We start from the raw sequence: 22,984 nt of genomic DNA, 5'->3' as shown, positions 1-22,984 counted from the left end.
TTTGTTCCTACAGCGGCTGTTTTTATTTATGAATCTTCTCCAACAAAAGACAGGATATTTTCATCAGTTTGTAATGTAATTGTTGCGCTTTCTGAATCATCAGAATAAACTCTTGTTCCATATACGCCTGTAACAGGCTCCTCTAAATTTTCAAAAGTTAATCCGAGTTTCGAAGAAGAATTGTCAATCTTTTCAAGCGAATATGTACCTGTCCATTCTTGTTTATGAGTGTTATCTGTTAAGATAAAACTTTTTTCTTCAAAACTCAATGTCAAATCCAATACTGGTATGTCATCATGCACTGAACCTGAGAATAACATATTACCATCTAAATCAGTAATAAATTCTAAAGACCAGTTATATGATGATACCGACCGAGTTTGGGAAGAATCACACGAACATAAGCCTACACACATAAAAAAACATACGCATATTGCCAATAACCGTTTCATTTTACCTATTACCAACCTTAATTCACAACTGTTTTGCATTTAATTAGGGAAGTGTCACAGGGTAAGAAATAGCGAAAGCTCCACCGCCTGCCAAGGCATTATTAGCGGTAGCAACACCAGAAACAGAAACCGTTCCCTTATCTCCGCTATTACCTGTTCTTCCAGTATCCACATCAGTTTCGATTGTTTCTTCACCGTCGGCTAATTCTGCAAATGCCGTATTGGTGGATTTTTTGTTCATAAGCACATTAACTGTACCAGTCATACCAGTGAACTCCGGTTTTGGAGATTCATACCACGGTACATACAACTTCACATGAACTTGAATCCCATCATCCTCATCATAAGTTGCATAAGAGTTAATACGAACATTAGCGACTGCTCTTTTGGTGACACCATCGGAAATCATAACATCGGTTAAGTATCCGTCATATTCTCCAATGACTACCGGCTGTTGAGTATCCGTTATTTCCGTTGTTGTTCCCGCTGCAAAAGCAGGAACCGCACTCACAGAAAAAAGCATACAAAACGCTACCAACGAGGTAAACAATCTTTTACTAAATTTTTTCATAAACAATGCTCCTTTCTAAAATGACCAGAACCTACATTTTTTGTATTCAGTTATTGGCAATATGCTACTAACCTGCAAGCACACTCTCAAATCATAAAATGTTTCAAATGTACTTGTTTTATTTTATGATAGCACTTATTTACATTGGGTACAATAGAAAATATACACCATTAAAATTTAATTTTTTGTGCAAATCGAATCAAATATAAAATTATATCGCTTTAGATATTGTCCTGTTCTAATTTAATCACATTCATAATACCACAATTCAAGGCTTCACAAATGCGAACCAGCGTTTCCATGCTGATATTCTTTCCCTTGCCCATGTTGGCAATCATATTTGTGGTAAGACCGGCGGCAAGCCGCAAATCCTCTTTCCTCATGCCACGCTCTTTCAGTGTGTTCCATAGTGGCTGATAACTAATGTGCATAGGCTTCCCGCCTTTCTTTCCATCGTCAAGTGTTTTATACCCATTATAGCAGAAATCTTGCGTTTCCACAATATTTCTTGACTACACCGCCGGTTCCGTCTGGATTGTGCTTTTCCTTTCTCCGCTTTTATTACATCTAATTAGCCATGAGCTGCTTCATGCCCTGTGACTTTGCTTATGTGTGATAAAGAAGTAATAGAAGTGTAAAAAATTTTGCCTTTCCTATCCGGTACTTGTCTTTGGTATCGGATAGGGCAGGCGGTCATTCGGGCAAGTCCACCTTGCCGACGAAAGAATAGTAAATCTCAATATCCTGTCTGCGTGTGCCATTTTCATCGTAGCTGCACTCATGCACAACGATTTTCTCTACAAACTCACGTAAGAGGGTGTGGGTCAGTTCTTCAAAGTTCATGTGCTTGCGGACAATGTTCATAAACTTTTCTGCGTTTACGGTAGCTTCCTGTGCTTTGGAAAGCTCCGCCTGTATTCTGGCAACACGCTCTTTCAATTCCTGCTGTTCGGCTTCATAGTCTGCCGAAAGCTCCGTGAAACGCTCGTCAGAAATGCGACCGCTTACGCTGTCCTCATACAGCCGCTTGAAAATAGCGGAAAGTTCACCGATACGCTTTTCGGCAGCTTCCAGTTCCTTTTTCTTGGCGGCGTTCCGGCGTTTGCCGCCGTCCTCGTTCTGCTCGATCAGCAGCTTCATAAACCGGGCTTCATACTTTGCCGCATAGCTCGTCACTTTCCGTAGATTGGAGAGAACGCCCGCAGTCAAAAGGTCGGTGCGGATAAAATGTGCGGTGCAGTCATGGGTGCGCTTTTTGTAGTTCCCGCAGATATAGCAGTCCTGTTTCCGCTTATCGGTCTGGTAACGCTGCTGATACATGACGCTGCCGCAGTCCGCGCAAAAGAGCATACCAGAGAACAAGCCCACTTCATCATAGCGGTTCGGACGCTTGCGCTGTTTGCGTAATTCCTGCACACGCTCCCATGTCTGGGTGTCGATGATAGGCTCATGGTGGTTCTCGAAAATTGCCTGTTTCTCAATGGGATTTTCTATGCTGTGCTTGGTCTTGTAGGACGGTTTCTCCGTCTTGAAGTTCACCAAACAGCCCATGTACTCCCGGTTTTCAAGGATATGCACCACGGTATTTGTCGCCCATTTGCACTCATAGCCGGGGTGATAGCGGCGTGTGCTGCCCGTCCTGCGGTATTCCAGCGTTCCCGGCGTTGGGATTTCCTGCTCGGTCAGCATACGGGCTATCTTGGTCGGACCGTTCCCGGCAAGGCACAGACGGTATATCTGCTTGACCACGGGTGCGGCTTCCTCGTCAATGATGAAGTTTTCGTCCTCGTCCATGAGGAGCCGTACACGGGTTTGCTCGTAACAGGCTTGCCGCTCATGCCTTTTGACCGTTTTACAGCTTTGATTTTCTTACTCGTATCTCTCACCAGCCATTCGTTGAAAATGTTCCGCAGAGGGGCAAAATCATTGTCGCCCTGTGCGCTGTCTACTCCATCGTTGATGGCGATAAAGCGGACTCCTTTTTGTGGGAAAATCATCTCGGTATACATTCCCACCTGCAGGTAGTTTCGCCCTAACCGTGACATATCCTTTACGATAACGGTAGCCACTTTCCCGGCTTCAATGTCCGCAAGCATGGATTGAAAGCCCGGTCTTTGGAAGTTCGCACCAGAATAGCCATCGTCCGTGTACCAGCGCAGATTGGAAAAGCCGTTCTGCTTTGCGTAGGTTTCAAGGATACGCTTCTGGTTGGAAATGGAATTACTTTCGCCTTGCAGCTCGTCCTCATGGGATAGTCTTGGATAAAGGGCAGTGATTTTCTGGGTGGTCTGTCTTAACATAAAATCCTCCGTTTCCGACAGCCAGCCCCACTATTCCGTATTTCGATTATACCACATGGGGCGGCTGTCTGTATAGCGGCTTCTGCTTCTTTACCGCCCGGTAAAATGACGATTTTTCTGTGCGGCTTGTAGCGTTAGGGCGAAAGCTGGGCTTTGTGTCCTGCGGCGGCTTCCGCCTCCAGCACTTTCATCATCTTATCGGCTGCTGTGTCGGTGGTATCTTTTTTGAAAAAGCCGGAAACGACAAGGACGGTGTTGCCCATGCGGATCTCTGTCACGCAGTCCGGGCGGCGTTCCGGGGTGGTGTTCTGCTTGTTCTCTGCCATAGGCAACTCCTTTCATTTCATCAATTCTTTTAGTCTGTTCAGCTTGGCTTGCGCCGTTTCACGGCGGAAGTTCTCTCCCGTAAAGAGGATAGGGGCGCACATTTCCAAAAGGCGGTCATAAATCCGGGCATGGGCGGTGTCCAGCGGATTTTGCAGGCTGTCCAATGTCAGATTGGTGGTAACGATTAAGGGCTTGCGGCTGCGGTAGCGGCTGTCAATCACATTGTAGACCTGTTCTAAACCGTACTCTGTGCCGCGCTCCATTCCAAAATCATCAATGATAAGCAGAGGAAAACGGCAAAGACGCTCGATATACTCGTTGCGCCCCTCAAAGCTGGCGGTCAGGTCATTCAAAATCGCAGAGAAGTTCGTCATGCGGACAGCGACTTCCTGCTCCATGAGGGCATTAGCGATACACCCGGCAAAATAGCTTTTTCCTGTGCCGACCTTGCCCCATAGCAGATAGCCGATATTTTCCTCGCGCATGATTTCCCAATGCTCCACATAGAAGTGTGCAATCTCCATTTGCGGGCATTTCCCGTTGTCGTTGGCGAAAGTCCATTCCTGCATGGTAGGATTGGTAAATCCCCGGCGTTTCAAGTCCTCCACGGTGTCAAGGTGCTTTCTGCGCTGTTCGGCGGCTTCACGCTCCAAACGCTGGGCTTTCTGGCAGTCACATTCTGCCGGGTGGCGGTCACGCCCAAACAGGGCGGCTTGCTTTTCCGGGAAGTAGGCTTCTTTCGGAGTGTGACACTTGCCGCAGTAAAGCAGTCCGTCCTCGCCCGTGTAGTCCTCCGGCTGTGGGGTAACAGCCGCCATATTCAAAACTCGTTCTGTAAACAGATTACTCATAAGCTCTCGCCCTCCTTGCAGGCGTATTCGGGTATGCCCTGTTTCGGGGCAGCCTTTGCGGTATCGTCTGCCGCCCATCTGCGGATAGTGGCGGCGTGGTTTTTATATTTCTTGCCCGTGGACGCGATATAGCCGGAAAGCCGCTCAATGTAGTACGCCCATTTTTCGGGCAGCTCCGCTTGCAGTTCGGAAAGCTCCGTATCAGTCAGAAATACATTCTCATATCTGCCATAGCTGCGGGCGATGGCTTGTCCCTTTAACTCTCCCTCTTTTTCTAACTCTATATCTATCTCTTTCTTTATCTCTATCTCTGGTGGACGAATGTCGGACAAATGTCCGCCATTTGTCCGCGGCGGCAAAAGTGCCTTATTTTCAAGCCTTGCGGCGCGTTTCCGTTCCGCTTCGGTAGAGGATTGACCGATCATCAGCTCGATGTCGGTCATATAAAGCAGCCCGCAGTCAAGCTGCTCCACAAGCCCTAACTGCTGGAAGATGGCTAATGCCCGTTCCACCGTCCCGATTTGGTGACGGGTCAGCGTGGCTATCATCTGGGCGGTATAGGGGATATGCTCGTCAAGCTGCAATCTGCCGCCATTTTTCAGCGATTTTAAGTACAGCTTCAAGAGGATATTGGAATACAAAATCCCGTCTTTCATGTCCTCCAACAGCACAATGGAATCGCTGTCGAAGAAGTTTTCTTTCAGTTTGAGGTAGTAATATTTGCGGTTATCTGCCATTGGCGGTGTCCTCCCTGTGTTTCCATCTCTTAGAGAAATACCGGGGGCAGAGGACGATAATCGCCCGGAAGCTCTGCTTGCAGCCGTGTGTGCAGCCCCGGCAAAGGTCATTGTAGGTAATACGGTTTCGGTGGTTGAGGAAAAAGCTCCATTCCAACCGCCGCTTTTTGCTCATGCGTGGCATTTCTCGCTCCTTTCTGCCGTTTCCGCTGGTATAAGCGGATAGGTCGGTAAAAATGTAGTTTCTCGGTGTCATTTTCGGGGATTTCCTGCGCTGTGCACCCCGTTTCAAAGGTGGGCAGTATTGCGGATAGGGTGCAGGGCATATCCCCGTTTTGGTATCGTTTCGGGGCGGTTTTTAACGCTCATGTTCGTGCTTTTTCTCTCTGTCTTTCTCGCCTTGCAGGATTTGAGAAAGATTGCTTTTCACGGTATGCAGCTCCTTGACACGGGCTCTTTTCTCCCGGTATTCGTTGTAATGGGCGTTCTTTTCGGCGGTAAGCCGTTCGATTTCCGCTTGCAGGGCTTTATGGCTTGGCAGCTTGGAAACGCCATGCGCCCGAAAATAACGGGTGGCTGCGTCCGCTATGATAAAATCGCTTTCGTGCCGTTCCCGGTAGGCGCTGCGGGCTTTTTCCGTTTTCTGCGCTTTCAGACCGTCACGGGCAGGCTTGGTCTTGGCATAGGCAAGCACCTGTGTCTGAAGCTCCTTTTTCTCCCGGATAGCAGCGTCCAGGGCTTTCAGCTTGGCGGTGCTGTCCTGTAAATCCGCATTGGCGGATACAAGGGCTGCGTCCAGCTCCTCCGGCGAATAGCCGTACTGCCCGTAGGCGGCAACGGTAGCCGCCATTTGTTTCAGATTGTGGACTGCCGCCCAGCAATCATAGCCCGCGCCCTTTCCCTCCGCTCGCTTCGCTGCCCGGTCAACCATGCGCTGAATACCGTCCTTTTCCGGGGTGGTTTGGACAGCTTTTTTGCCCTGCAAACGCTCCCTTATGTTGCGGGGGTATTCGGGTACGGTTGCGGTCTGCTCGGCGGCTCTGTGGGCGTTCTGTTCCAAAAGGGCAAGAACGGCAGCGCGGTCAAAATCATCTCCCAGCTTGCGGGCGGTAATGGGCTTTGTCCTGTCCGGCGTGAGGTAGGATAGCCGCCCTCGGCTCTCCTTGACAGTCACGCCCTGTTGCAAGAGAACGGCGGCGAACTCGCCATAGCTTGCGGCAGAGGACAGCGCGGTGCGTATGGTCTGCCGCAATTTTTCCTTGTCTGTTTCAAACTTCGTGGGCTTGGCTGGCTGCTCCTCGGCTGGCAAGGCAGCAGCTTCCTTGTCCAGCTTTGCCTGCCCTTTCCGCTGCGCCCAATACTCACGCTCGGTAATGCGGTTTTTGCTGCCATGCAAAAGGTCGATTTGATAGAGATTTTCCCGGTGGCACAGCTCCATGACTTCGGCTTTGAAGTATTCCATCGCCGCGTCTGTGCAGCGGTGTTTGCACCCGGTGCGGGTGTCTGCCGGTCTGTCCATGTAAGGCAGGAACGGAACTTCCTCTATCCGCAGAGAATTGATAACGATATGCACATGGATATTGCCGCTGTGGTTGTGTCCGTCCGGGTGGGTGCAGACAATGGCTTGGTGTCCGGGAAACTGCTTCCGGCAAAATTCCTCGCCCAACGCCTGCGCCCGGTCTACGGTCAAACCGTTGTCCACCGCGTCCCGTGGGTCAAAGCTGATAATGTAGTGGTGGCTTTTTACATCTTCCCGCTTCTGGTTCTTCCCATAGCGGAGATTGGAGCGCATACAGGCAACGGCAAAATCCTCGTCGCCGCAGTTCAGCGTGGCTATTCGATAGTCCTCCCTGAGCATGAGCCGCCCGTTTTCATCAAGGGTGGGCTTCATGGTAAACTCGTCATGTTCAAAGGTGAGGTACTGCTCGGCTGCGCCATAATCCGCATTTTTAGAGCTGATATGTTTGAATGTTGCCAACAGCGTCACCTACCTTTCGCAGGACTTCAAACTTCAAGGCAGCAAGGTCAGAAATGGCGGCGCGGACTTCAACGGACAGGGCGTTGTATGGTGTGCCGTACTCGTTGAGGGCGCGGGCAATCTGATTGAGGTTGCCACCGATTTTTCCGTATTCGGCGGTCAGCCTGCCAACGGCGGACAACAGTTCATCATTGACCGGGGAAACGGTAACGATGGGGCGAATGGTCGCCCGTGTAATGGCTTGCCGGATAAATTCGGCTTGGCTCATGTCATAGTGTTTCAGCCGCTCGGTAAAGTCGGCGTATTCTTCCTCGGTCATGCGGGTTTTGACCACATGGCAGCGGTGGGGTGTGTTGTATTTTTTCTTCAAGCGTTGACCTCCTTTCTCGCCCGACAGGGCGCATGAGCAGGGTTTGGGGAAGGCACTCCCCAACAAGATTTACCAAAGGGGCAAAACCGCAGATATGCGGATTTTGGCACCGTGGTAGAATCTTGCTCTAAAAAACTACCGCTTTCCTCGGCGGCTCTGGTTTGCGGATATACTGGCTTGCTCCACCAATATAGCGATTGCGGCGGCGTGTTCTGCCCGCTGTTCACCACTACAACGGTGAAAAGGGGGCGTTTTGGCAAACGCAGCGAAAATTTTTTTATTTTCCCTGTCTGCTCCCTACAACAATCCGGCGGTGTGGTTTGCCAAAGATTTTTGAAAATGGGCGCAAAAAAAGCAGTAAACCTTTTCAAGATTTACTGCTTATCTGCCGCTGTGATGGGCGGCGGTATTAAATTGTCAGCCGTTTTTCAAATGGAATTTATCTGCAATCGCTTTCTTTCCGCTTTCCAATTCCTTTTCTGTAATCTTCCATAATCCTAACGCAATGATCTGCTATCTTTTGCATTCCGAGTTCTTCAAAAAAGGCAATTTGTATTTTCATCAGTTCTTCACAAACAGTCAACTTCTGCTCATCCATATTGCTAATAGCAAGCCATGGGAACGCTTTATATTTCTTAGTGTCCCCAATGAGAAAATTGTACCCTATCAACTCATTTTCACGGAAAACGAAATAGAATTGTGGGCCTGAACCTGGAACTGACTTTTCCATAATTTGCTGCATTGTTCTCACGCCGCCGTATGCCGGAAAAAAACCTATTCGCTCAAGAGCATTTAATATGTCAATCCTTTTATCTGTGGGTATGTCTCTATAATTGATAATCTGTTCCATTTGCTCTACCCTCATTGAAGTTTAATTTGTCAGGCTCTAATTATACAACTTTTCTGTTTAGCGGTCAAAGTGGAACTTCAACAGGCTTTCTATCAGTTGCCTGACGATATGCTCCTGCATATCCGTGTTAATCTGTCCGTCCATTTTCGCACAAGAGCGGACATATCCCGCATAATGGGATAGGACGGCGGCAACAGCTTCCGGGTCGCCCTCGCTTGCCTTAACGATTGTCTCATAGGGAAGTAGCTGGCTCATAGGACAAACCCTCCAACTCTGCCCGTAGCCGCCGTAAAATCATCTGAATACGCCGCCCGGTTGTGTTGCCAGCCCGTCCATATCTCCGTCCAATCTCCCTATGCGTCAATCGTTGGAAGTAGTACAAGAAAATGATTTCCTGTTCCATCTGTGATAGTGCGGACAGGGCTGCGGCAAGCTCTGGACTTTCCAAAAGCACCATCTGACCACAGACGAAAAGCGGATAGCTGGTCATGCCGGATTGCTCCGCAAAGTATTTATCTGTGGTACTGAATGGATAGTGTTTTTCTTCTATCAGATATTCAAGCGAGATTTCCCGCTTGCGGCGGCTCCGTATGCTCCGGGCTGCGTCTATGGCAGCGTGGCGAATAACAGTCTTGCAAAAGGCATCGTGTGTATGCCGGATATGTTCTTGATACTTTTCGTGTTCGGTCATGGAAAATCCCCCTTTCTGAATAATGGCAGAGGGCGGCAGCATCTTGTGCTGTCGCCCTCTTGATTACCGAACAGCAAAGACGGGCGGGGCTGTCAACGGCGGCGCATTTGCGCCGTTCATCTTGACCGTTGACAGGCTCGGCTGGGTTTGCTATCTGCTCACGGCAATTCACTCTCATTGATAGGAATTGCCTCAAGTTCCGTATTCAAATTGTTCCAATAAGAGCCGATATCCGCACTTGTGAAATACTTAAAACCGCCTGCTGCTGACTTCAATTCGCCGTTTTTAACCCCATAGCAGGCGTAAATCAAATCGTAGCTTGTTCCATCTGAGAGGTTAAATCTAAAGCTGGTCACATCTGCTCCGGCAGTTTCCTCAGTCGTTTTGTCTTTTAGGGATAAGCCCTTGAACTTATCATACAGGGTCTTTATATCATTTTCAGCAACAACTACTTTCTTTTCTGCTGATGCAGGCACTCCGTCATAGTGGTACATTTCAACGTTTTCGACATCTTCAACCTCAAATGGGAAGTCGATTTTGACAGGCTCATAAGCAATGTTTATAGGTAACAGAAAGAGAGCTGTAAAAATTGCAATGATACAAAGAGCGATGGAAACGAGAACAGCAATCGTTATCTTTTTTCTGCCTCTCTGCTTTTCTTTTGCCTCATGGCGCATAATAACGCTTTCGCTTTCTTCGTGAAGAACATCTTCGCTCGTGTGAGAAAGCAATTTCTGATAAATTGCGTTACAGTCAGCACAGGCGTTCAAATGCTCTTTTACCATCTCTGCGCTTGCTTCGCTGCAAGCATCGTCAACATACAGCGGAAGAATATCTCGAACAATATCGCATTGTTTACTCATGCTTTTCATCCATCCTTTCTTGAATTTTTAGCTTTGCACGATGATAAGTAACTCTCGCCCATGATTCTGTTTTTCCAAAAATTGCAGCGATTTGTGAAAAAGATAGTTCCCCGAATACGCGAAGCTGAAAGACTTCTTTGTATGGTTCTTCCAAACGGTGAAGAACGAGGTGTATGCGGAACGCCATGTCAGAATCTGCAACTGAGTTCTCAACATTTTCATTTGATGGCAAGTCATTGATTTCACTCACATCAGCTACTCGCTGACGGCTTCGCATTTCATCATGGTAAAGATTTTTTGCTATGGAGCAGAGCCATGTCAATTCATCTGACTTACCTTTGAATTGTGATGTTGTAGAAACAGCCTTATAGAATGTGTTCTGCGTGATTTCCTCTGCTATCTCACGATTTTTGGCAAGAGAAATAGTATACGAGTATACCTGTAAATAGTAGGCTTTATAGAGTTTTTCATAGTCCATACTTGTCATCACCTCCTTCAGCTTCATAGGTTAGACGGAGAAATCGGAATTTCGTTACAAAGAAGTTTGAAATTTTTATACCTTTACGCTACTCTTGCTTTGTGCGGACTATTGGTAGACGCGCATTAACGGCAAGTAAAGAGATTGCTGTGTCAGCTTGATATGTTCAAATGCTAATTAAGTATAGCATACAGCTATGAATTTTTCTATTGCGTTCCCCTGACTTCGGAATAGTGGCAGGGCTGGCTATCCTTGTTTTGCTTTGTGCTTCTCTACCGTACATGAGCATTTGCACCCGGGTTATCATTACCATAACCTTCAAGCAGATTTACAACGCCAAGAACTGCAAGACCACCGCCTACTGCAATGATAACGACCTTGAGTGCTGATACACCGCTTGTAAGGAACGATGTATAGTCAAGCAGGATAAGCAGGTTTGCAAGCAGCTTGTGTGAAGCAAAAAATGACGCAACACTTGAAAGTAAGTTAGAGCCTGACATGGCAGTCATGGCATAATTCATAAGTAAATTCATAATAAATAATCTCCTTTTAATCTCTTATTTTTCGACCCTCCGTGATATAATAAGAGCGGTCTATTGTGGTGATAGATCAGGAGCAGCGGCAAATACACACATGAAGGATTCTCCCCTCATTTATTCTTTTTACTGTAAAGCCGCTGCTTCGTTTTGCTCTGCTTTCTTCATCATCCCGGCTTCCTCTATGGCAAAGTTCACCAGATCATCCGGATACTTCACTCCGGTAAGGTCAAGTTCTATGAACTTATCCTTCTTGGAAAACTTCGGTCTGCCATATTCGGAAACATATTTCTCAATATCAAATTGATTTTTCTTGTCAAAATCCGAAAGCTCTTTGTACATCTCGTGTGCGGTTATATCAACCTTATCTGAAAAGAACGGTCTTACTCCACGCACCTGCAATATACATTTGCCGCCATCCATAAGAGCCAGGCGGTCTTGGCTCATAAGCTCTCGTCCAAGTTTCTGATAGTTCAGACCATAGGACTGAGATGTTCCTCTGGTATCAGATGTGTTGTATGTGTCAATAGTTTCCTTACCCAGCACTTCCGACAGATCTTTTAATGTTGACTTTTCCTTGCCACCTAAAAACAGAAATGTATCGCAGTTACCCTCGATCGTCTCTGCGTTATCCTTATAAATTGACTTTAACTGTGCCTTAGACTGTAGGATAATGGAAGCCGATATCTCTCTGCTTCGTATGGTTGCAATCAGCTTGTCAAACTTCGGAATCTGTCCGATGTTTGTGAACTCGTCTAAGATACACCTAACATGTACCGGGAGCTTTCCATGGTATTCATCGTCTGCAATCGTACAGAGCAGATTGAAAAGCTGTGTGTACATGATTGATACCAAAAAATTAAGGGAATCATCTGTATCCGAAATAATGACAAACAATGCTGTCTTTCTTCTACCGATGTCCCCTAAGTCGAGTTCATCATATGCTGTTATCTCCCTGACTTCCTTGATGTCAAATGGTGCAAGTCTCGCACCACAGGAAACCAGAATACTCTTGGCTGTCTTACCTGAAACAAAATGTCAAAGACTTTTTAGTACCCATACATTTCATTGCATGAAAAAAGCCACTGTAGATTTCTCCACAATGGCTATAAAGTCATTTTTATTCACTTTTGATTTTCGGCAACCTCATGCCCAAACTGGAATAGGTTTGACACTTTATTCGGGACTGAACTCCTTATCGGTAATGACATAATGAAATTCATCTGCACCAAAGGTATCTTTGTCCAGATCTGTAATAGTAAATGTAGTTCCATCAAATTTCATATAGCCGCTGGTGCCGTCAACAACAACGCCATCTTTTACAATGTCCAGATAAACAATTCTATCGATGCTATTCAACTCATAGGCCTGCCAACCGTCCACACCCTGAAAATAGGCTGTAACATTGGCAAACGGTTCATCGTTTTCCTTCTTGCAGACAAGATAACTGGCACTGTCCTCCGATACCCAGGTGGCAGTCATTCCCCAAGGACCTTCCGTTGATACATATCTCCCAAATTTATGGTCGTTGGTACGGTTAATTATGAGTCCTACAAAAGAACCAACAACGAGTACAAGAATAAGCACAACGACACCAACAATGATTTTTACATTCTTCCTCATGATAAATTCCCCCTTCCATAAATTCATCTGTTAAGAATATTCTTATTTTTCGCTCTTATTGAACATACTAATTATACCACAATATATGCAAGTTTTCCATATGCTTTTCTACCTATGCCGTATGCTGATTTGCCCTAACATCATTCTCAATCAGCCTCTTTATCTTGTCCTTCATGCTTTCTTCGGCATCCTCATTGAAATGCACTCTCACAACATACATTGTGCCACCTATCTGCTTTCTGAGTGCTACCGGTGTGTGTGATTTTCTATTCTCCATTTGTGTTCTCCTTTATGTCTGCCTGGTAAGGAAGAGCCTCTTTCAGCTGACAACCGGAAGCTGACAACCGACCTCTAAAAACTCTCAATTCCTTTTATTTATAGTTACTTTTCCTAAATTTACTTTTTCTCAAATATTCCGTTGCTTTCGTTGTCAGAACTATATATATCCCTTAAAAACATAGTAAATATAAGGTTTTATAGAACATAGAACCGACAACGGGGTTGGCAACGGGATAGACAACCAGCCGACAACCTATCAGGCATTTATCTCTCCATCCACTCCGGTGGCAATGATAACTGCTCCATCTGCTCCTTGGTTATCGGTTGAAAATCCTGACCTCTGTTGTCAGGCTTCTCCCATCCTTTCTGCCTGCGGTATGGTTCAGGAAAATGTCTTGGATTACTAAAGGCAATCCAATCACTGCAGTTATTCATAATGTCATTAATCTCACGAATTTCCCATTGTGCCGGATTTCCGTCATTTCCCAATGCCTCAGAATATAACTGCCTTGAACATACCATGCTTCCCTCGTAATGCTCCAAATAGTCAAGAATCAGCTCTTTCTTGGTATCTTCCTGCATAAACTGCTTCTGATACTCACAAAGCTCTTTTTCCATCTCTTTCGGAAGCCTCAGCTGGCATTTGCCACTCCTGTAGATTTCCATAGCCTCTGCCCACATCTGGTCGATATATTCCCTTGATGTCTTTTCATCATCGAGTATATGAGTTTCCGCCTCTTCCATATTGCAAAGAATAGGCAGAAATCTTCGGTTTCCCGACCTGTCCATAGGCAGGAAATCCAGCGAATTTGATGAACCGGCAAACACGCACTGCCTCTTGTGGTCTTTGGGATGCCTGTCGTATGGGGTCTTGTAAGTGTCTTTCTGTCTGCTCATAAAGGACTTGGTATCTTCCACATTCTTGGCATTGAGAATTGCCACCATTTCAGGGAACTCTATAATCAGATGCCCCTGTATTTTTCGGTATACATTATCATCATCCATTTTCTTCAAGTCATCCGTAAACCAGTCATCTTCCATGGCAAGGAAACGCAGAAAAGTGGATTTACCGGCTCCCTGACCACCTACCAGGCAGAGCATTACTTCAAACTTGATGCCCGGGCATGAAATTCTTGCTATCGTCCCTATCATAAAAAGCTTCATTACCTCATAGGTGTACTCACTGACCTCTGCCCCTAAGAAATGATGCAGTGCATAGCGTATCCTCTCCCTGCCATCCCATGTTATGGAATTGATGCGGTCAAGAACCGGATGGTATCTGTTTTCATTTGCCACGACCTTTATCACATCCTCAATCCGCTTTTCGTTGGATAATCCATAATGCTTTTCAAGGTAGACAACAAGGAATTTCAAATCAACATCCGTCAGGCTGTCGCTTTCACGATACCATCCCAAATCCCTTGTAATGTCGATTTTATCCGTAAACATGTTCAGACGGAATGCACCCTGCAGATTAGGGTCATTCATCAAAATCAGACGATAGTTACCGACTGTTTTCCTGACTTCTCCCTTTTCTGTGCTCTCCAGCATCGCCCTGACTTCTCCGATACTCTTCAATTCTTCCTGCAATCGACTTCACCCCCTTTCCAATGTCAGAAACAACAGAAGCTCTGTCAGGGATATCCTTTTCAAGGAGAGTATCAAGCTGATATTCCACTTTACTGATATTCTGCAGAGCTTCTACAAAGCAGGGATGCCATTCCTCATCCATGCTCTTCAGTGCATATTCTGTTTTCCATTTCCTTAACAGATGATAATAGTCTGACAGAACACAAAAACACTGCTTCTGCTCTTCATCCAGTATCTGCTCCGGTGTTTTCTTTGGTGCCATCTTTTTCGGTGGTGCCCGGTTGGTTGCGTCATAATTCAGTCCAAAGTCAGATGCAATCTTCATTGCAGCTTCCTTTGGTGCAAGCCCGAAATATTTTGCCACAAAATCTATCGCATCTCCGGTATCTCCACAGCCGAAACAATAGTATCTCTTATCAATCTTCATGCTGGGAGTCTTGTCTTTATGAAACGGACAACAAGCCAGCCCACTCCGGTTGATTTTGATGCCATACTGCATAGCCACCTGCCTTGCAGTGACATTTTCTTTCACTACTGCAAATACATTCATGCTTATCCCAATTCCTCTCCCCTTGCTTTTTTGTGCTTTCTGTCATGTGTGGGTGGTCTTACCCACGGAATACCATTTTTGCTATACATCAGGTGTCCTCCTTCATTTTTATTTGAACTTCTGGACAACTTGTCCAAAAGCTGCTTTCCTGTTCTTTATCCATAAATGCACAAAAAAGAGCATTCATGCTTTTTACACATAAATGCTCTGACGCTGTTTTATTATAAAATTGTCTTATCTGTTGTTCCCTACAAACTGGAATTTGACTAATTATTGTGTTTTAATGATTCTATAAACTACCCCCAATTGAGCAGGGTATGTTTCTTGAATCATTCCATTAAACCATATTGTAACGATATCTCCCACCTGAACATCTTCCGCTAAATTTTCTGCCGATACATAATACTCTCCATCATTCATCTGACAAAAGCCTTCAGCTGTACTCACATGCGTTACAAGAAGTTCTCCATCATCGGTAATTTCTTTTACTTTTGCATTAAAATTGATAACCTCTATTGGAATAGACGTATCATCTTTTTCAATATCTCTAAATATGATTCGTTCGTCATCAATGACTACTATGAGCTGACCTTCAGAACTCCTTTGATAATGATATCCGCTTCCGAAATTTGATTGATTATTTTCAGATGGTAACTCTGTCCCTGCCACTGTTGACACAATTTCTCCATCCATTGTTCCACAACCAGGCATTGACGCTACATATCCTGTGTCTTTATATATAACACCATCAACCATAACACATGGAGGATATGAGCCAGTATCTGCTATTTGCTCATTTTGTACTACATCATCATTTTCTTTATTTTCTGTTTCTACGGACACATTTCCAGACACAGGTTCTTTATTTTCTTGATTCGTTCCACATCCAGCCATTCCCAGCACCATACATAATACAAGCAGATAGATTACTTTTTTCATAATACATGCCTCCTTAACTTATATTTTTTAACTCTATAAACTGGAATTTGCGCGTTTCTACAAGCGGTGCACAGGCAGGACGAAATCAGCCATGGGAGCTTGCTCACAATCGGCTGATTTTCGGACTGGATGTATAGCGCGCCAGCGCGACATGAGCATGAAGCGCAGCGTAATGCGAATGGCACCGCATTACGATAACATTTTCTCCTGCATTGGGTGTTTTTTTTCATTCCAAATATTCACCCAATCCTTCCCTACACATTCATCCGCAATTGGGGAATTTTTTCATATTTCAACAATTTCCCCATCGTCCTCTGAACTTCTTCCCATTTTGATTGGGTGATTTTTTCATATTGGAATTTTTCACCCAATATGCATCTATATATCCCTTCAACATTGGGTAATTTATGTCTATTTCAAAAATTTAATCAATATTCGTTGCCACACTTTTTCTGGCGTCTTCACGAAACGAATTTCACTATAACCAACAAACTGGAATTGTATATTAATTTTTCTTATTTAGTCTAATATGGAAATCGTTGGCTTTAGAACATTCTTCATATGTAAGATTAGTTTCATTCATTAAAAAACCAACGGCTTCCTCCTTTGTATTGTAATTAGATTTTTCTTTCATATATCTTAACAAATTGGTCATATATATTTTTCCGTACTTCTTCTGACAAACCGGCGTATTTTGTATCCAACACCTTTTTTACGGCTTCGTACTTCCTATTTTTATCTTCTATATCCGGACCACGGTCATAATTAAACCTCACATCATAAAAAATGTGTTTCATATCGTTACTTAAAGCTTGTAACACTCGAAATCCTTTCATAGAAAACTTTCCTTCTTTTATACCATTCTCCACACAGGGCTGTATCGCCCAATCCATCATAAACCAATTCTCCATTGGCATATTTACACCATATCCGGAATCTGACAAAAAGTCATTTATCTCATTCCAATTTATCTGTAACGGCAAATCGTTTTCTTTCGCAAATAAATAGTCATCACGCTGTAATTCCTGTTTTTTTCGCTTTCTTGTATTTCTTTCATAAACAATCCAGTATATTACCATTGCTGCTATAATACACACGCTAAATATCTTTGTAATCATGGTATTTCCTTTATAAATAATCAAGTATACTACGGTTACTACCGCAATACTTATGCTGAGTACCTTTATAATCAAACCATTCATTGTGTATCTCCCTATCACTAAAAATTGGAAATTAACAAGTCGACAAATTCAAATAAACGCGTGCTTTTATAGCTCGCCTCTCAAACGTGCTTCTATATCAGATGCCGTGTATAACACATCCGTTACAATTACCCTTTCGTCACGGATTGTGTAAAATACTGAATAATTATCGACGAGCATTCTACGCAACTCCATTCTCTTTTCCGGCTCAGAATCCATAATCCTAAATCGTTCCGGGAAAGTGTCTAATGTAAGTATTTCATCAGCAATGCGATTATATTGTCCCATTGCATTATCCGGAGCAAGCAAATCTATAGCAATATAATTGTATATATCTTCCATATCCTGCAAAGCTTCTTTTGTAATCTCTACCTTATAGTGCTTCATTAATGCCTCTCTCTAAATGCCACAAACGCACTAGCTGCATCCTCAACATTTCCTTTCTCTATATCGGCATATCCTTTTTCTAACTTTTGATGAATCTGTGTAACAGACATCATATCTGCATTCACTGAATTAGCCGCTTTTGGTAATACAACAGAAAAAGGAATTCCTCCTACTAATGATATTTGTTTTAAATACATATCTATAGCAGTAGCCATTGGTATCCCTAATTGTGCCAATACACTTTCTGCATTTTCTTTTACATCTGGATTTACTCTTATATTTAATGTTGCTGTTTTTCCCATAGAATACACCTCCATCTTTCTTTTATTGTAACGTCTTTTGCGTTACAAATCAATCTATGAAATATATTTTCGATGCGATAGCTTCACATTGTTTTGATTAACCATTGCATATCTGAGCGTTGTATCTATTTGCTCATGTCCCAGAATTTTCTGTACCTGTTCAATCGGCATACCTTTCTCAATTGCTCTGGTGGCCATAGTCCTTCTGAACTTATGTGGGTGTACCTTTTCTACACCTAACTTCTTCCCCATTTCTCGTAATCGTAACTCCACACCGCTTTCAGTAAGTCTACTGTATGGTTTGTTTAACGACACAAATAACGCTATATTATTATCTGTCCTTGATTCAATATAATTCAACAAATGAATTTTGGTCTTAGCATCAAAATATGCTTTCCTCTCTTTGTCTCCTTTGCCATCTGCGATGCATTTAATACTTCCGCCATGTCATTGATGATGTCATAAATTTCTCTACCCATAAGAGCACACTCCTTTTTGAAGGAGTATATCGTAGAAAAATCAGCGCATCAACAGAGCGTATTACTGGAATTTACCTTCCGCTCATATAAAATATATCAATAGCTTTACTTGCAAACTCTGCTGTGCCAACTCCTCCAACATCATCAATATTTTCCGTAAGTTCTCCTCCACCGGCATACATTCTTCCAAGACCGCATAAAATCTTATCAGAACATGTATAAAAATGATCTGTAATGTAATCCTGAAGTTTCCTTACCTGCAACTGCACCTGTTCATCTTCTGGGTCCATTTCTTTCATTTGTCCGAATTCAACAAATAATTGCATAAACTCATTTGCAACAGTAGCTTCATCATCTTTCGTCCAGTTCTTTGTTTTCTCTTCAAACTCCTTATACTCAGAGGTTTGTCCCCATTGTTCTTTTGCTCGTTTAGAATACTCATCAATCTTTGTTGTATCAAATACTTTAAAATCCATATATTTCACTCCTATTCCTTTTATTCCTCGAGCGAAACTAATAAGATTTTCAAGATGCTCTTTTTTCATAGTAAGCAATTCAATCTGCTGCTCTAATGCTTTATTCCTGTCAAAGTTAGGGGCATCAATTATCTTTTTAATCTCCTTAAGCGGAAATTCCAATTCTTTAAACAGTAAAATTTGTTGCAGCCTTTCCAAGGATGTATCGTCATACAGCCTATAACCTGACTCTGTATATTCAATAGGTTTTAAGAGACCAATGGTATCATAATACTGCAGAGTGCGTATACTCATTCCTGTTAATTTACTTACCTCATTCACTGTCATCATTGTCATTTCCTCCTCTCGATAAACATATCGTAAACTATTACGTTGCGTAGGAGTCAATAGATTTTCAAAGAAATTTTCAAAATTAACAGCTTGATAAATTCCAGTTGATATTTCACATATTTTAGGAAATTTAATAACTGTTATATTTAATTATCAAATTCTTCGCAAACCCTTGAAAATACTAAGTTTGTAGCAAGTGAGCTTTCCCTTACTCTTTCCCTTGTGTTATATTCTCACATTGGTTTTCATGAACCTTAATATGGGAAAAAATAAGGGAAAGAAAATTTCATAACACAGTATAACAATAACGACATGGTGAACTGATTGAAATGTTTTCGATATTTAACTCTATAACTGATTATTAAAAGAAAATGGAGATAAGATACGATGAGAACAATTTATGCAGAATACAACATAAATCACGATAGTATTGATGTTTACACAAGTGCCGGATATATGCTTCGCATTGATTGCTGGAAAGCTGAAAAAAATCTAAAAACCACATACGGATCAGAATGTGCGCTTACTTCATTGGCTGTGGATGAGCCTTTGGAATATGCAAGATTATATCTTGAGGGTAATTTACAGATGTGGGTAGATGCAGAAGACTCACTAGAGTTATAATCCTTATCCATATAAATAATATGCAAATATATATCCCATCAATATAGCGAATATACTGAAATAAAAGTATCTTTATAATCAATTTTAACCAAAAGAATATGTTCTTAGAGGAGGTGTCTCCCGAAAGAACATATTCTTCTATTATGGGTAATTATAAATATAGAACATGCTTTTCTTGTGCTACAATTTCTTCACTATGAGTTACAACAATAACTGTTTTTCCCTGTTCACTTAACTCATGCAATATATTCATAACAATCTCACTATTTTTTTTGTCTAAGGAACCAGTTGGTTCGTCTGCTAATACAATCGAACATTTCTTTAGCATTAAACGAGCTAACGCAACTCTCTGCTGTTCGCCACCAGATAATTGATAGACTTTTTTGTTAATTACTTTCTGTAAACCAACTTTTTCAAGAGCTTCATTTATTGAAATATCCGTTCTACCTGATTTTTTTATTATTTCTAGATTTTCTTTTACTGTTTTGTTTTCCAAAAGGGCAAAATTTTGAAATAAAAATCCAACAACTTCTTTGAAATATTTCTGCTTTTTTCCTTTTTTTGCCACATCAAAACCATTCACAATAATAGAACCTTTGTCAGGAGTTTCAATACCTCCAATCATATTAAGTAAAGTACTTTTTCCGCATCCACTTTCGCCACTAATTACCAAAAAACGGCTATCTGGAATTTCCAAATGAAAATTTTTGAACAAAATTTTATCATTATATGCTTTGCATAGATTTTCAATTGTTATCATAAGCAACCTCCTTTTAATGATTTCGGTATGTTTGTTTTTTCAACAATTGTGATATTAAAGAAAATAATTGTAAATTCTATTAGTGCCATAAATGAACTAACAAGAATGCTAATTCCTACTTCAGTCTGTACCGATAATAAAGAATAGATAAGCATACCTACTAATATCACAAAATTTTCCACTACAATCATTTTAAGAAGTGTTTTGTGCCGTTCAAATAAACTATATCCAAAGATTTTCATCAAGGAAATTTTCATTGCATTTTCTCGGAACTCTAGTCTACTTACTGTAACAATAATCATAATATTTAAAAGCAATACAATCGTACAAAGAGAACTTAAAAATCCCACGAGTTTTATTAAAAATGTGTGATTATATAAATACTGTTCATGTACGTTTGTAATTACTAGCTGATAATTTCCAAGCATATCTTCATACTTTTTGCTGATATTTCTTAGCTGTTTTTCATCACATTGAAATAAAACTGCTCCTGCTTTATAGCTTTCAAGATACCCACCATTGACTGCTAAATCTTTGTTTGCCTGATAAATAATTATCGGATTTTTGCTTTTTTCGATACCATTTATTCTACTTGTATCTAAATAGGAAAAGTATTCTGTTTCGCTATACTCTATGTACTGAATATTTAATTGTTGTAAATTATCATGATTTAAAACATGGCTCAAGGAGTCATAGGCTAATTGCTTGTTTTTAGCAAAATATCTATTCTTTGGAATGAAAATAATCAAATCAGAAGATTCATTCTCTACTGCATTTATCTGCTTCGTAAAACCTTGTAACATATCTTTTGCATGATTATTTACATATATCACATCATTTTTATCATTTAAAATATTCAAGCATATTACAGGCTTTAATGTGTTATATTCATTCTTGTATAGTTTATTCCAAAAAGCTTCTTCTTTTTCAGCATTAAAATCAGTAGTCTTTACGGTAAAATAATTTGCATCATAATATTCTTCTAACAAATGTTCATTTGTAAATAGGTTATTATGAATACTACTAATATTAGTGGTAATTGTAAAAACAGCGGCTACCCCTGCTATAAATTTTAACGAATAAATTAAAAAATCCACTCCTCTTTTGTGTGTTGCATTTGCGAATGCCTTTCTAATATCAAAAAAGCAAAAAGAACAATATGGAATAGTGGAAAGAATAATTCCAATGGAATATAAAATTGTGACGAGTCTATTCTCATATGCTCCCGATATATAATTTGACAGCAATATTTTTGCAACAATAAATAATGCAATGTCAAAAGTTACATCGAATAAAGCAGCCTTAAATGCTATGAAACCAGCACTTTCTCCTAAGGAAACTCGTACAACAACCTCTTTTTTTCGCCTAACCACTTCAATTACATTTAGAACAATCATCAATGCAATAATCATACCCCATATAATAAAAATCATGTCCTTTTCCGTAGAATTCCAATATTCTGGATAAGTTAAGCTATATTTTTCTGATAATTTCTGATATGCAGAGATAATATTGTCCTCATTTCCTATGTATGAGATAAAGTTTTCATAACCCACAGAGGTACTTTGCAATTCTGAGAGATTATGAAATTTTACTTTCGTAATTCCGGAAACTAAAGCGGTATATTCTGATTCTTCTATGTTTGCAGTATTTTTTAATGTTTGTCTGATTACTTTATCATCGCCATAAATATGAAGTGTTGAAAGGTATTTATTATTGATTTCATTGTACTGAGAAAAAATATGTACATCATTCTCCGTTGCAGTTTCTGATACATCTTTCAGAAACTGCGACATATCTTCACTAGCAACTTCATAGCGTGATGACGTAAAATATGCTGTAGAAAAGTTCCAAAGCTGATCTTGAAATATTTCAGATTGCATAAGTATTCCAAAAATCAGGAAACAAAACAAACATAAGTTTTTAATTGCTTTCATTTATTTCAACCCCAGATTCCATACTTTATTTGCTTTTTCAAATATCGTAGTCAATATTGTGCTATTTTCATCAACAATCCATTGATCTTCTTGATCTTCAGCTTTTTTGCTACTTGACAACATAATTTGAGTATTCAAATCCTTATAGTCATTAAATAGCACGCCTTGACTTATTCCTTGGTGAAATGGTTTTATCCAAATAATTAGTGCATATCGAACATCTGACTCAGCTATCGCAAGATTTCCATTCCAAAGCAAATAATCAGGGACAGACACACTATACTGGAATCCATCTTTATCTGTGTAAATTTTTACTCCAGATTCTTCTATTTCAGGGAAGTCTTTCTGAAATTCGTTATATGGTTTATAACTCCCGAAGTACCAAAATAAATTATAGCAACAGAACAAAATAACCAAAACAATTCCTATATATTTTATTTTTTTCTTCATTTATATACACTCCACAAAAAAGAGTGGTTGGAATTCCAACCACTCAGCCATT

General features: G+C 41.7%; 27 protein-coding genes and 4 pseudogenes. 1 reads left to right on the top strand and 30 read right to left on the bottom strand.

The window, feature by feature from the left end:
• Nucleotides 1–26: 26 nt before the first annotated feature.
• From CLOL250_RS09805 to CLOL250_RS09670, 27 genes and pseudogenes are all read right to left on the bottom strand, one after another.
• Entirely contained in the window at nt 27–452 is a 426-nt protein-coding gene (locus CLOL250_RS09805) for a hypothetical protein (protein ID WP_022261510.1), read from the bottom strand.
• Between the two features lie 43 nt (nt 453–495).
• On the bottom strand, nt 496–1,023 hold the full coding sequence (locus tag CLOL250_RS09800) for a hypothetical protein (RefSeq protein WP_006859268.1): 528 nt from the start codon (nt 1,021–1,023) through the stop codon (nt 496–498).
• Nucleotides 1,024–1,253: 230 nt separating this feature from the next.
• Nucleotides 1,254–1,523: pseudogene (locus CLOL250_RS09795) on the bottom strand (helix-turn-helix domain-containing protein); the annotation flags it as partial.
• A 193-nt stretch (nt 1,524–1,716) separates the two neighbouring features.
• A pseudogene (locus CLOL250_RS09790) lies at nt 1,717–3,323 on the bottom strand (recombinase family protein).
• A gap of 134 nt (nt 3,324–3,457) precedes the next feature.
• Complete coding sequence (locus CLOL250_RS09785; protein ID WP_005946147.1) at nt 3,458–3,649, bottom strand: transposon-encoded TnpW family protein; 192 nt, start codon at nt 3,647–3,649, stop codon at nt 3,458–3,460.
• A 12-nt stretch (nt 3,650–3,661) separates the two neighbouring features.
• Nucleotides 3,662–4,501 carry an ATP-binding protein gene (locus CLOL250_RS09780; protein ID WP_008402238.1) on the bottom strand — a complete coding sequence of 280 codons (840 nt, stop codon included), beginning with the start codon at nt 4,499–4,501 and terminating at the stop codon, nt 3,662–3,664.
• A complete protein-coding gene (locus tag CLOL250_RS09775) occupies nt 4,498–5,238 on the bottom strand; it encodes a phage replisome organizer N-terminal domain-containing protein (RefSeq protein ID WP_044945867.1) in 741 nt (246 codons plus the stop codon). The genes CLOL250_RS09780 and CLOL250_RS09775 overlap by 4 nt, the downstream gene beginning before the upstream one ends.
• Entirely contained in the window at nt 5,228–5,422 is a 195-nt protein-coding gene (locus tag CLOL250_RS13780; RefSeq protein ID WP_006573562.1) for a hypothetical protein, read from the bottom strand. Before CLOL250_RS13780 ends, CLOL250_RS09775 begins: the two co-directional genes overlap by 11 nt.
• A gap of 174 nt (nt 5,423–5,596) precedes the next feature.
• Complete coding sequence (locus CLOL250_RS09765; RefSeq protein ID WP_044945864.1) at nt 5,597–7,216, bottom strand: relaxase/mobilization nuclease domain-containing protein; 1,620 nt, start codon at nt 7,214–7,216, stop codon at nt 5,597–5,599.
• Entirely contained in the window at nt 7,188–7,586 is a 399-nt protein-coding gene (locus tag CLOL250_RS09760; protein WP_040647222.1) for a plasmid mobilization protein, read from the bottom strand. The genes CLOL250_RS09765 and CLOL250_RS09760 overlap by 29 nt, the downstream gene beginning before the upstream one ends.
• A gap of 439 nt (nt 7,587–8,025) precedes the next feature.
• Nucleotides 8,026–8,451, bottom strand: coding sequence for a hypothetical protein (locus CLOL250_RS09750; protein WP_005921288.1), 426 nt, complete (start codon nt 8,449–8,451; stop codon nt 8,026–8,028).
• Between the two features lie 42 nt (nt 8,452–8,493).
• Nucleotides 8,494–8,691: a helix-turn-helix domain-containing protein gene (locus CLOL250_RS09745; protein ID WP_008402229.1), complete on the bottom strand. Its 198-nt coding sequence runs from the start codon at nt 8,689–8,691 to the stop codon at nt 8,494–8,496.
• On the bottom strand, nt 8,669–9,127 hold the full coding sequence (locus tag CLOL250_RS09740; RefSeq protein WP_023921375.1) for an RNA polymerase sigma factor: 459 nt from the start codon (nt 9,125–9,127) through the stop codon (nt 8,669–8,671). The genes CLOL250_RS09745 and CLOL250_RS09740 overlap by 23 nt, the downstream gene beginning before the upstream one ends.
• 158 nt (nt 9,128–9,285) lie before the next feature.
• Nucleotides 9,286–9,990, bottom strand: a complete 705-nt coding sequence (locus CLOL250_RS09735; protein WP_015527904.1) for a zf-HC2 domain-containing protein — start codon at nt 9,988–9,990, stop codon at nt 9,286–9,288.
• Nucleotides 9,983–10,495, bottom strand: a complete 513-nt coding sequence (locus tag CLOL250_RS09730; protein ID WP_003533443.1) for an RNA polymerase sigma factor — start codon at nt 10,493–10,495, stop codon at nt 9,983–9,985. Before CLOL250_RS09730 ends, CLOL250_RS09735 begins: the two co-directional genes overlap by 8 nt.
• A 245-nt stretch (nt 10,496–10,740) precedes the next feature.
• The gene (locus tag CLOL250_RS13420) at nt 10,741–11,001 is read right to left on the bottom strand and encodes a Maff2 family mobile element protein (protein WP_008402226.1); all 261 of its coding nucleotides are present in this window, start codon (nt 10,999–11,001) and stop codon (nt 10,741–10,743) included.
• A gap of 129 nt (nt 11,002–11,130) precedes the next feature.
• A pseudogene (locus tag CLOL250_RS09720) lies at nt 11,131–12,033 on the bottom strand (VirD4-like conjugal transfer protein, CD1115 family); the annotation flags it as partial.
• Nucleotides 12,034–12,180: 147 nt separating this feature from the next.
• Nucleotides 12,181–12,627 (bottom strand): hypothetical protein, encoded by a 447-nt coding sequence (locus tag CLOL250_RS09715; RefSeq protein ID WP_226801020.1) that lies wholly within the window; start codon nt 12,625–12,627, stop codon nt 12,181–12,183.
• A 112-nt stretch (nt 12,628–12,739) separates the two neighbouring features.
• Nucleotides 12,740–12,904, bottom strand: coding sequence for a transposon-encoded TnpW family protein (locus CLOL250_RS13770; protein WP_004853612.1), 165 nt, complete (start codon nt 12,902–12,904; stop codon nt 12,740–12,742).
• Nucleotides 12,905–13,170: 266 nt separating this feature from the next.
• Entirely contained in the window at nt 13,171–14,457 is a 1,287-nt protein-coding gene (locus tag CLOL250_RS09710; RefSeq protein WP_023923443.1) for a virulence-associated E family protein, read from the bottom strand.
• Complete coding sequence (locus CLOL250_RS09705) at nt 14,411–15,046, bottom strand: CHC2 zinc finger domain-containing protein (RefSeq protein WP_008402222.1); 636 nt, start codon at nt 15,044–15,046, stop codon at nt 14,411–14,413. Before CLOL250_RS09705 ends, CLOL250_RS09710 begins: the two co-directional genes overlap by 47 nt.
• A 270-nt stretch (nt 15,047–15,316) precedes the next feature.
• Nucleotides 15,317–15,985, bottom strand: coding sequence for a hypothetical protein (locus CLOL250_RS09695; protein ID WP_008402220.1), 669 nt, complete (start codon nt 15,983–15,985; stop codon nt 15,317–15,319).
• 617 nt (nt 15,986–16,602) lie between these two features.
• Nucleotides 16,603–17,187 carry a hypothetical protein gene (locus tag CLOL250_RS09690; protein WP_008402217.1) on the bottom strand — a complete coding sequence of 195 codons (585 nt, stop codon included), beginning with the start codon at nt 17,185–17,187 and terminating at the stop codon, nt 16,603–16,605.
• Nucleotides 17,188–17,253: 66 nt separating this feature from the next.
• Complete coding sequence (locus CLOL250_RS09685; RefSeq protein WP_008402216.1) at nt 17,254–17,574, bottom strand: type II toxin-antitoxin system RelE/ParE family toxin; 321 nt, start codon at nt 17,572–17,574, stop codon at nt 17,254–17,256.
• Nucleotides 17,574–17,876 (bottom strand): type II toxin-antitoxin system RelB/DinJ family antitoxin, encoded by a 303-nt coding sequence (locus CLOL250_RS09680; RefSeq protein WP_172681925.1) that lies wholly within the window; start codon nt 17,874–17,876, stop codon nt 17,574–17,576. The genes CLOL250_RS09685 and CLOL250_RS09680 overlap by 1 nt, the downstream gene beginning before the upstream one ends.
• Before the next feature lie 54 nt (nt 17,877–17,930).
• A pseudogene (locus CLOL250_RS09675) lies at nt 17,931–18,308 on the bottom strand (tyrosine-type recombinase/integrase); the annotation flags it as partial.
• Nucleotides 18,309–18,426: 118 nt separating this feature from the next.
• A complete protein-coding gene (locus CLOL250_RS09670) occupies nt 18,427–19,161 on the bottom strand; it encodes a MerR family transcriptional regulator (RefSeq protein ID WP_008402212.1) in 735 nt (244 codons plus the stop codon).
• 387 nt (nt 19,162–19,548) lie between these two features.
• On the opposite strand from CLOL250_RS09670, the gene CLOL250_RS09665 reads away from it, so the two are divergent.
• On the top strand, nt 19,549–19,785 hold the full coding sequence (locus CLOL250_RS09665) for a DUF6061 family protein (RefSeq protein WP_004843528.1): 237 nt from the start codon (nt 19,549–19,551) through the stop codon (nt 19,783–19,785).
• A 151-nt stretch (nt 19,786–19,936) separates the two neighbouring features.
• On the opposite strand, the gene CLOL250_RS09660 is transcribed toward CLOL250_RS09665, so the two are convergent.
• The 3 genes from CLOL250_RS09660 to CLOL250_RS09650 are packed head-to-tail and all read right to left on the bottom strand — an operon-like array spanning nt 19,937 to nt 22,932.
• Nucleotides 19,937–20,545, bottom strand: coding sequence for an ATP-binding cassette domain-containing protein (locus CLOL250_RS09660; protein WP_005608342.1), 609 nt, complete (start codon nt 20,543–20,545; stop codon nt 19,937–19,939).
• The gene (locus tag CLOL250_RS09655) at nt 20,542–22,482 is read right to left on the bottom strand and encodes a DUF1430 domain-containing protein (RefSeq protein WP_005608344.1); all 1,941 of its coding nucleotides are present in this window, start codon (nt 22,480–22,482) and stop codon (nt 20,542–20,544) included. Before CLOL250_RS09655 ends, CLOL250_RS09660 begins: the two co-directional genes overlap by 4 nt.
• On the bottom strand, nt 22,483–22,932 hold the full coding sequence (locus CLOL250_RS09650) for a hypothetical protein (RefSeq protein ID WP_004843525.1): 450 nt from the start codon (nt 22,930–22,932) through the stop codon (nt 22,483–22,485). It abuts the gene before it with no gap.
• Between the last annotated feature and the right edge of the window lie 52 nt (nt 22,933–22,984).

Origin of the sequence: Clostridium sp. L2-50 (assembly GCF_000154245.1) — a bacterium.
GTDB lineage: Bacteria > Bacillota > Clostridia > Lachnospirales > Lachnospiraceae > Coprococcus.
This window is presented reverse-complemented; position numbering and strand designations above follow the sequence as displayed.

Bases quoted from the DNA above. Each gene is read 5' to 3' on its own strand.
- CLOL250_RS09805 (WP_022261510.1), bottom strand. From the start codon at position 452: ATGAAACGGTTATTGGCAATATGCGTATGTTTTTTTATGTGTGTAGGC.
- CLOL250_RS09800 (WP_006859268.1), bottom strand. From the start codon at position 1,023: ATGAAAAAATTTAGTAAAAGATTGTTTACCTCGTTGGTAGCGTTTTGT.
- CLOL250_RS09785 (WP_005946147.1), bottom strand. From the start codon at position 3,649: ATGGCAGAGAACAAGCAGAACACCACCCCGGAACGCCGCCCGGACTGC.
- CLOL250_RS09780 (WP_008402238.1), bottom strand. From the start codon at position 4,501: ATGAGTAATCTGTTTACAGAACGAGTTTTGAATATGGCGGCTGTTACC.
- CLOL250_RS09775 (WP_044945867.1), bottom strand. From the start codon at position 5,238: ATGGCAGATAACCGCAAATATTACTACCTCAAACTGAAAGAAAACTTC.
- CLOL250_RS13780 (WP_006573562.1), bottom strand. From the start codon at position 5,422: ATGCCACGCATGAGCAAAAAGCGGCGGTTGGAATGGAGCTTTTTCCTC.
- CLOL250_RS09750 (WP_005921288.1), bottom strand. From the start codon at position 8,451: ATGAGGGTAGAGCAAATGGAACAGATTATCAATTATAGAGACATACCC.
- CLOL250_RS09745 (WP_008402229.1), bottom strand. From the start codon at position 8,691: ATGAGCCAGCTACTTCCCTATGAGACAATCGTTAAGGCAAGCGAGGGC.
- CLOL250_RS09740 (WP_023921375.1), bottom strand. From the start codon at position 9,127: ATGACCGAACACGAAAAGTATCAAGAACATATCCGGCATACACACGAT.
- CLOL250_RS09735 (WP_015527904.1), bottom strand. From the start codon at position 9,990: ATGAGTAAACAATGCGATATTGTTCGAGATATTCTTCCGCTGTATGTT.
- CLOL250_RS09730 (WP_003533443.1), bottom strand. From the start codon at position 10,495: ATGAAGCTGAAGGAGGTGATGACAAGTATGGACTATGAAAAACTCTAT.
- CLOL250_RS13420 (WP_008402226.1), bottom strand. From the start codon at position 11,001: ATGAATTTACTTATGAATTATGCCATGACTGCCATGTCAGGCTCTAAC.
- CLOL250_RS09715 (WP_226801020.1), bottom strand. From the start codon at position 12,627: ATGAGGAAGAATGTAAAAATCATTGTTGGTGTCGTTGTGCTTATTCTT.
- CLOL250_RS13770 (WP_004853612.1), bottom strand. From the start codon at position 12,904: ATGGAGAATAGAAAATCACACACACCGGTAGCACTCAGAAAGCAGATA.
- CLOL250_RS09710 (WP_023923443.1), bottom strand. From the start codon at position 14,457: ATGCTGGAGAGCACAGAAAAGGGAGAAGTCAGGAAAACAGTCGGTAAC.
- CLOL250_RS09705 (WP_008402222.1), bottom strand. From the start codon at position 15,046: ATGAATGTATTTGCAGTAGTGAAAGAAAATGTCACTGCAAGGCAGGTG.
- CLOL250_RS09695 (WP_008402220.1), bottom strand. From the start codon at position 15,985: ATGAAAAAAGTAATCTATCTGCTTGTATTATGTATGGTGCTGGGAATG.
- CLOL250_RS09690 (WP_008402217.1), bottom strand. From the start codon at position 17,187: ATGAATGGTTTGATTATAAAGGTACTCAGCATAAGTATTGCGGTAGTA.
- CLOL250_RS09685 (WP_008402216.1), bottom strand. From the start codon at position 17,574: ATGAAGCACTATAAGGTAGAGATTACAAAAGAAGCTTTGCAGGATATG.
- CLOL250_RS09680 (WP_172681925.1), bottom strand. From the start codon at position 17,876: ATGGGAAAAACAGCAACATTAAATATAAGAGTAAATCCAGATGTAAAA.
- CLOL250_RS09670 (WP_008402212.1), bottom strand. From the start codon at position 19,161: ATGATGACAGTGAATGAGGTAAGTAAATTAACAGGAATGAGTATACGC.
- CLOL250_RS09665 (WP_004843528.1), top strand. From the start codon at position 19,549: ATGAGAACAATTTATGCAGAATACAACATAAATCACGATAGTATTGAT.
- CLOL250_RS09660 (WP_005608342.1), bottom strand. From the start codon at position 20,545: ATGATAACAATTGAAAATCTATGCAAAGCATATAATGATAAAATTTTG.
- CLOL250_RS09655 (WP_005608344.1), bottom strand. From the start codon at position 22,482: ATGAAAGCAATTAAAAACTTATGTTTGTTTTGTTTCCTGATTTTTGGA.
- CLOL250_RS09650 (WP_004843525.1), bottom strand. From the start codon at position 22,932: ATGAAGAAAAAAATAAAATATATAGGAATTGTTTTGGTTATTTTGTTC.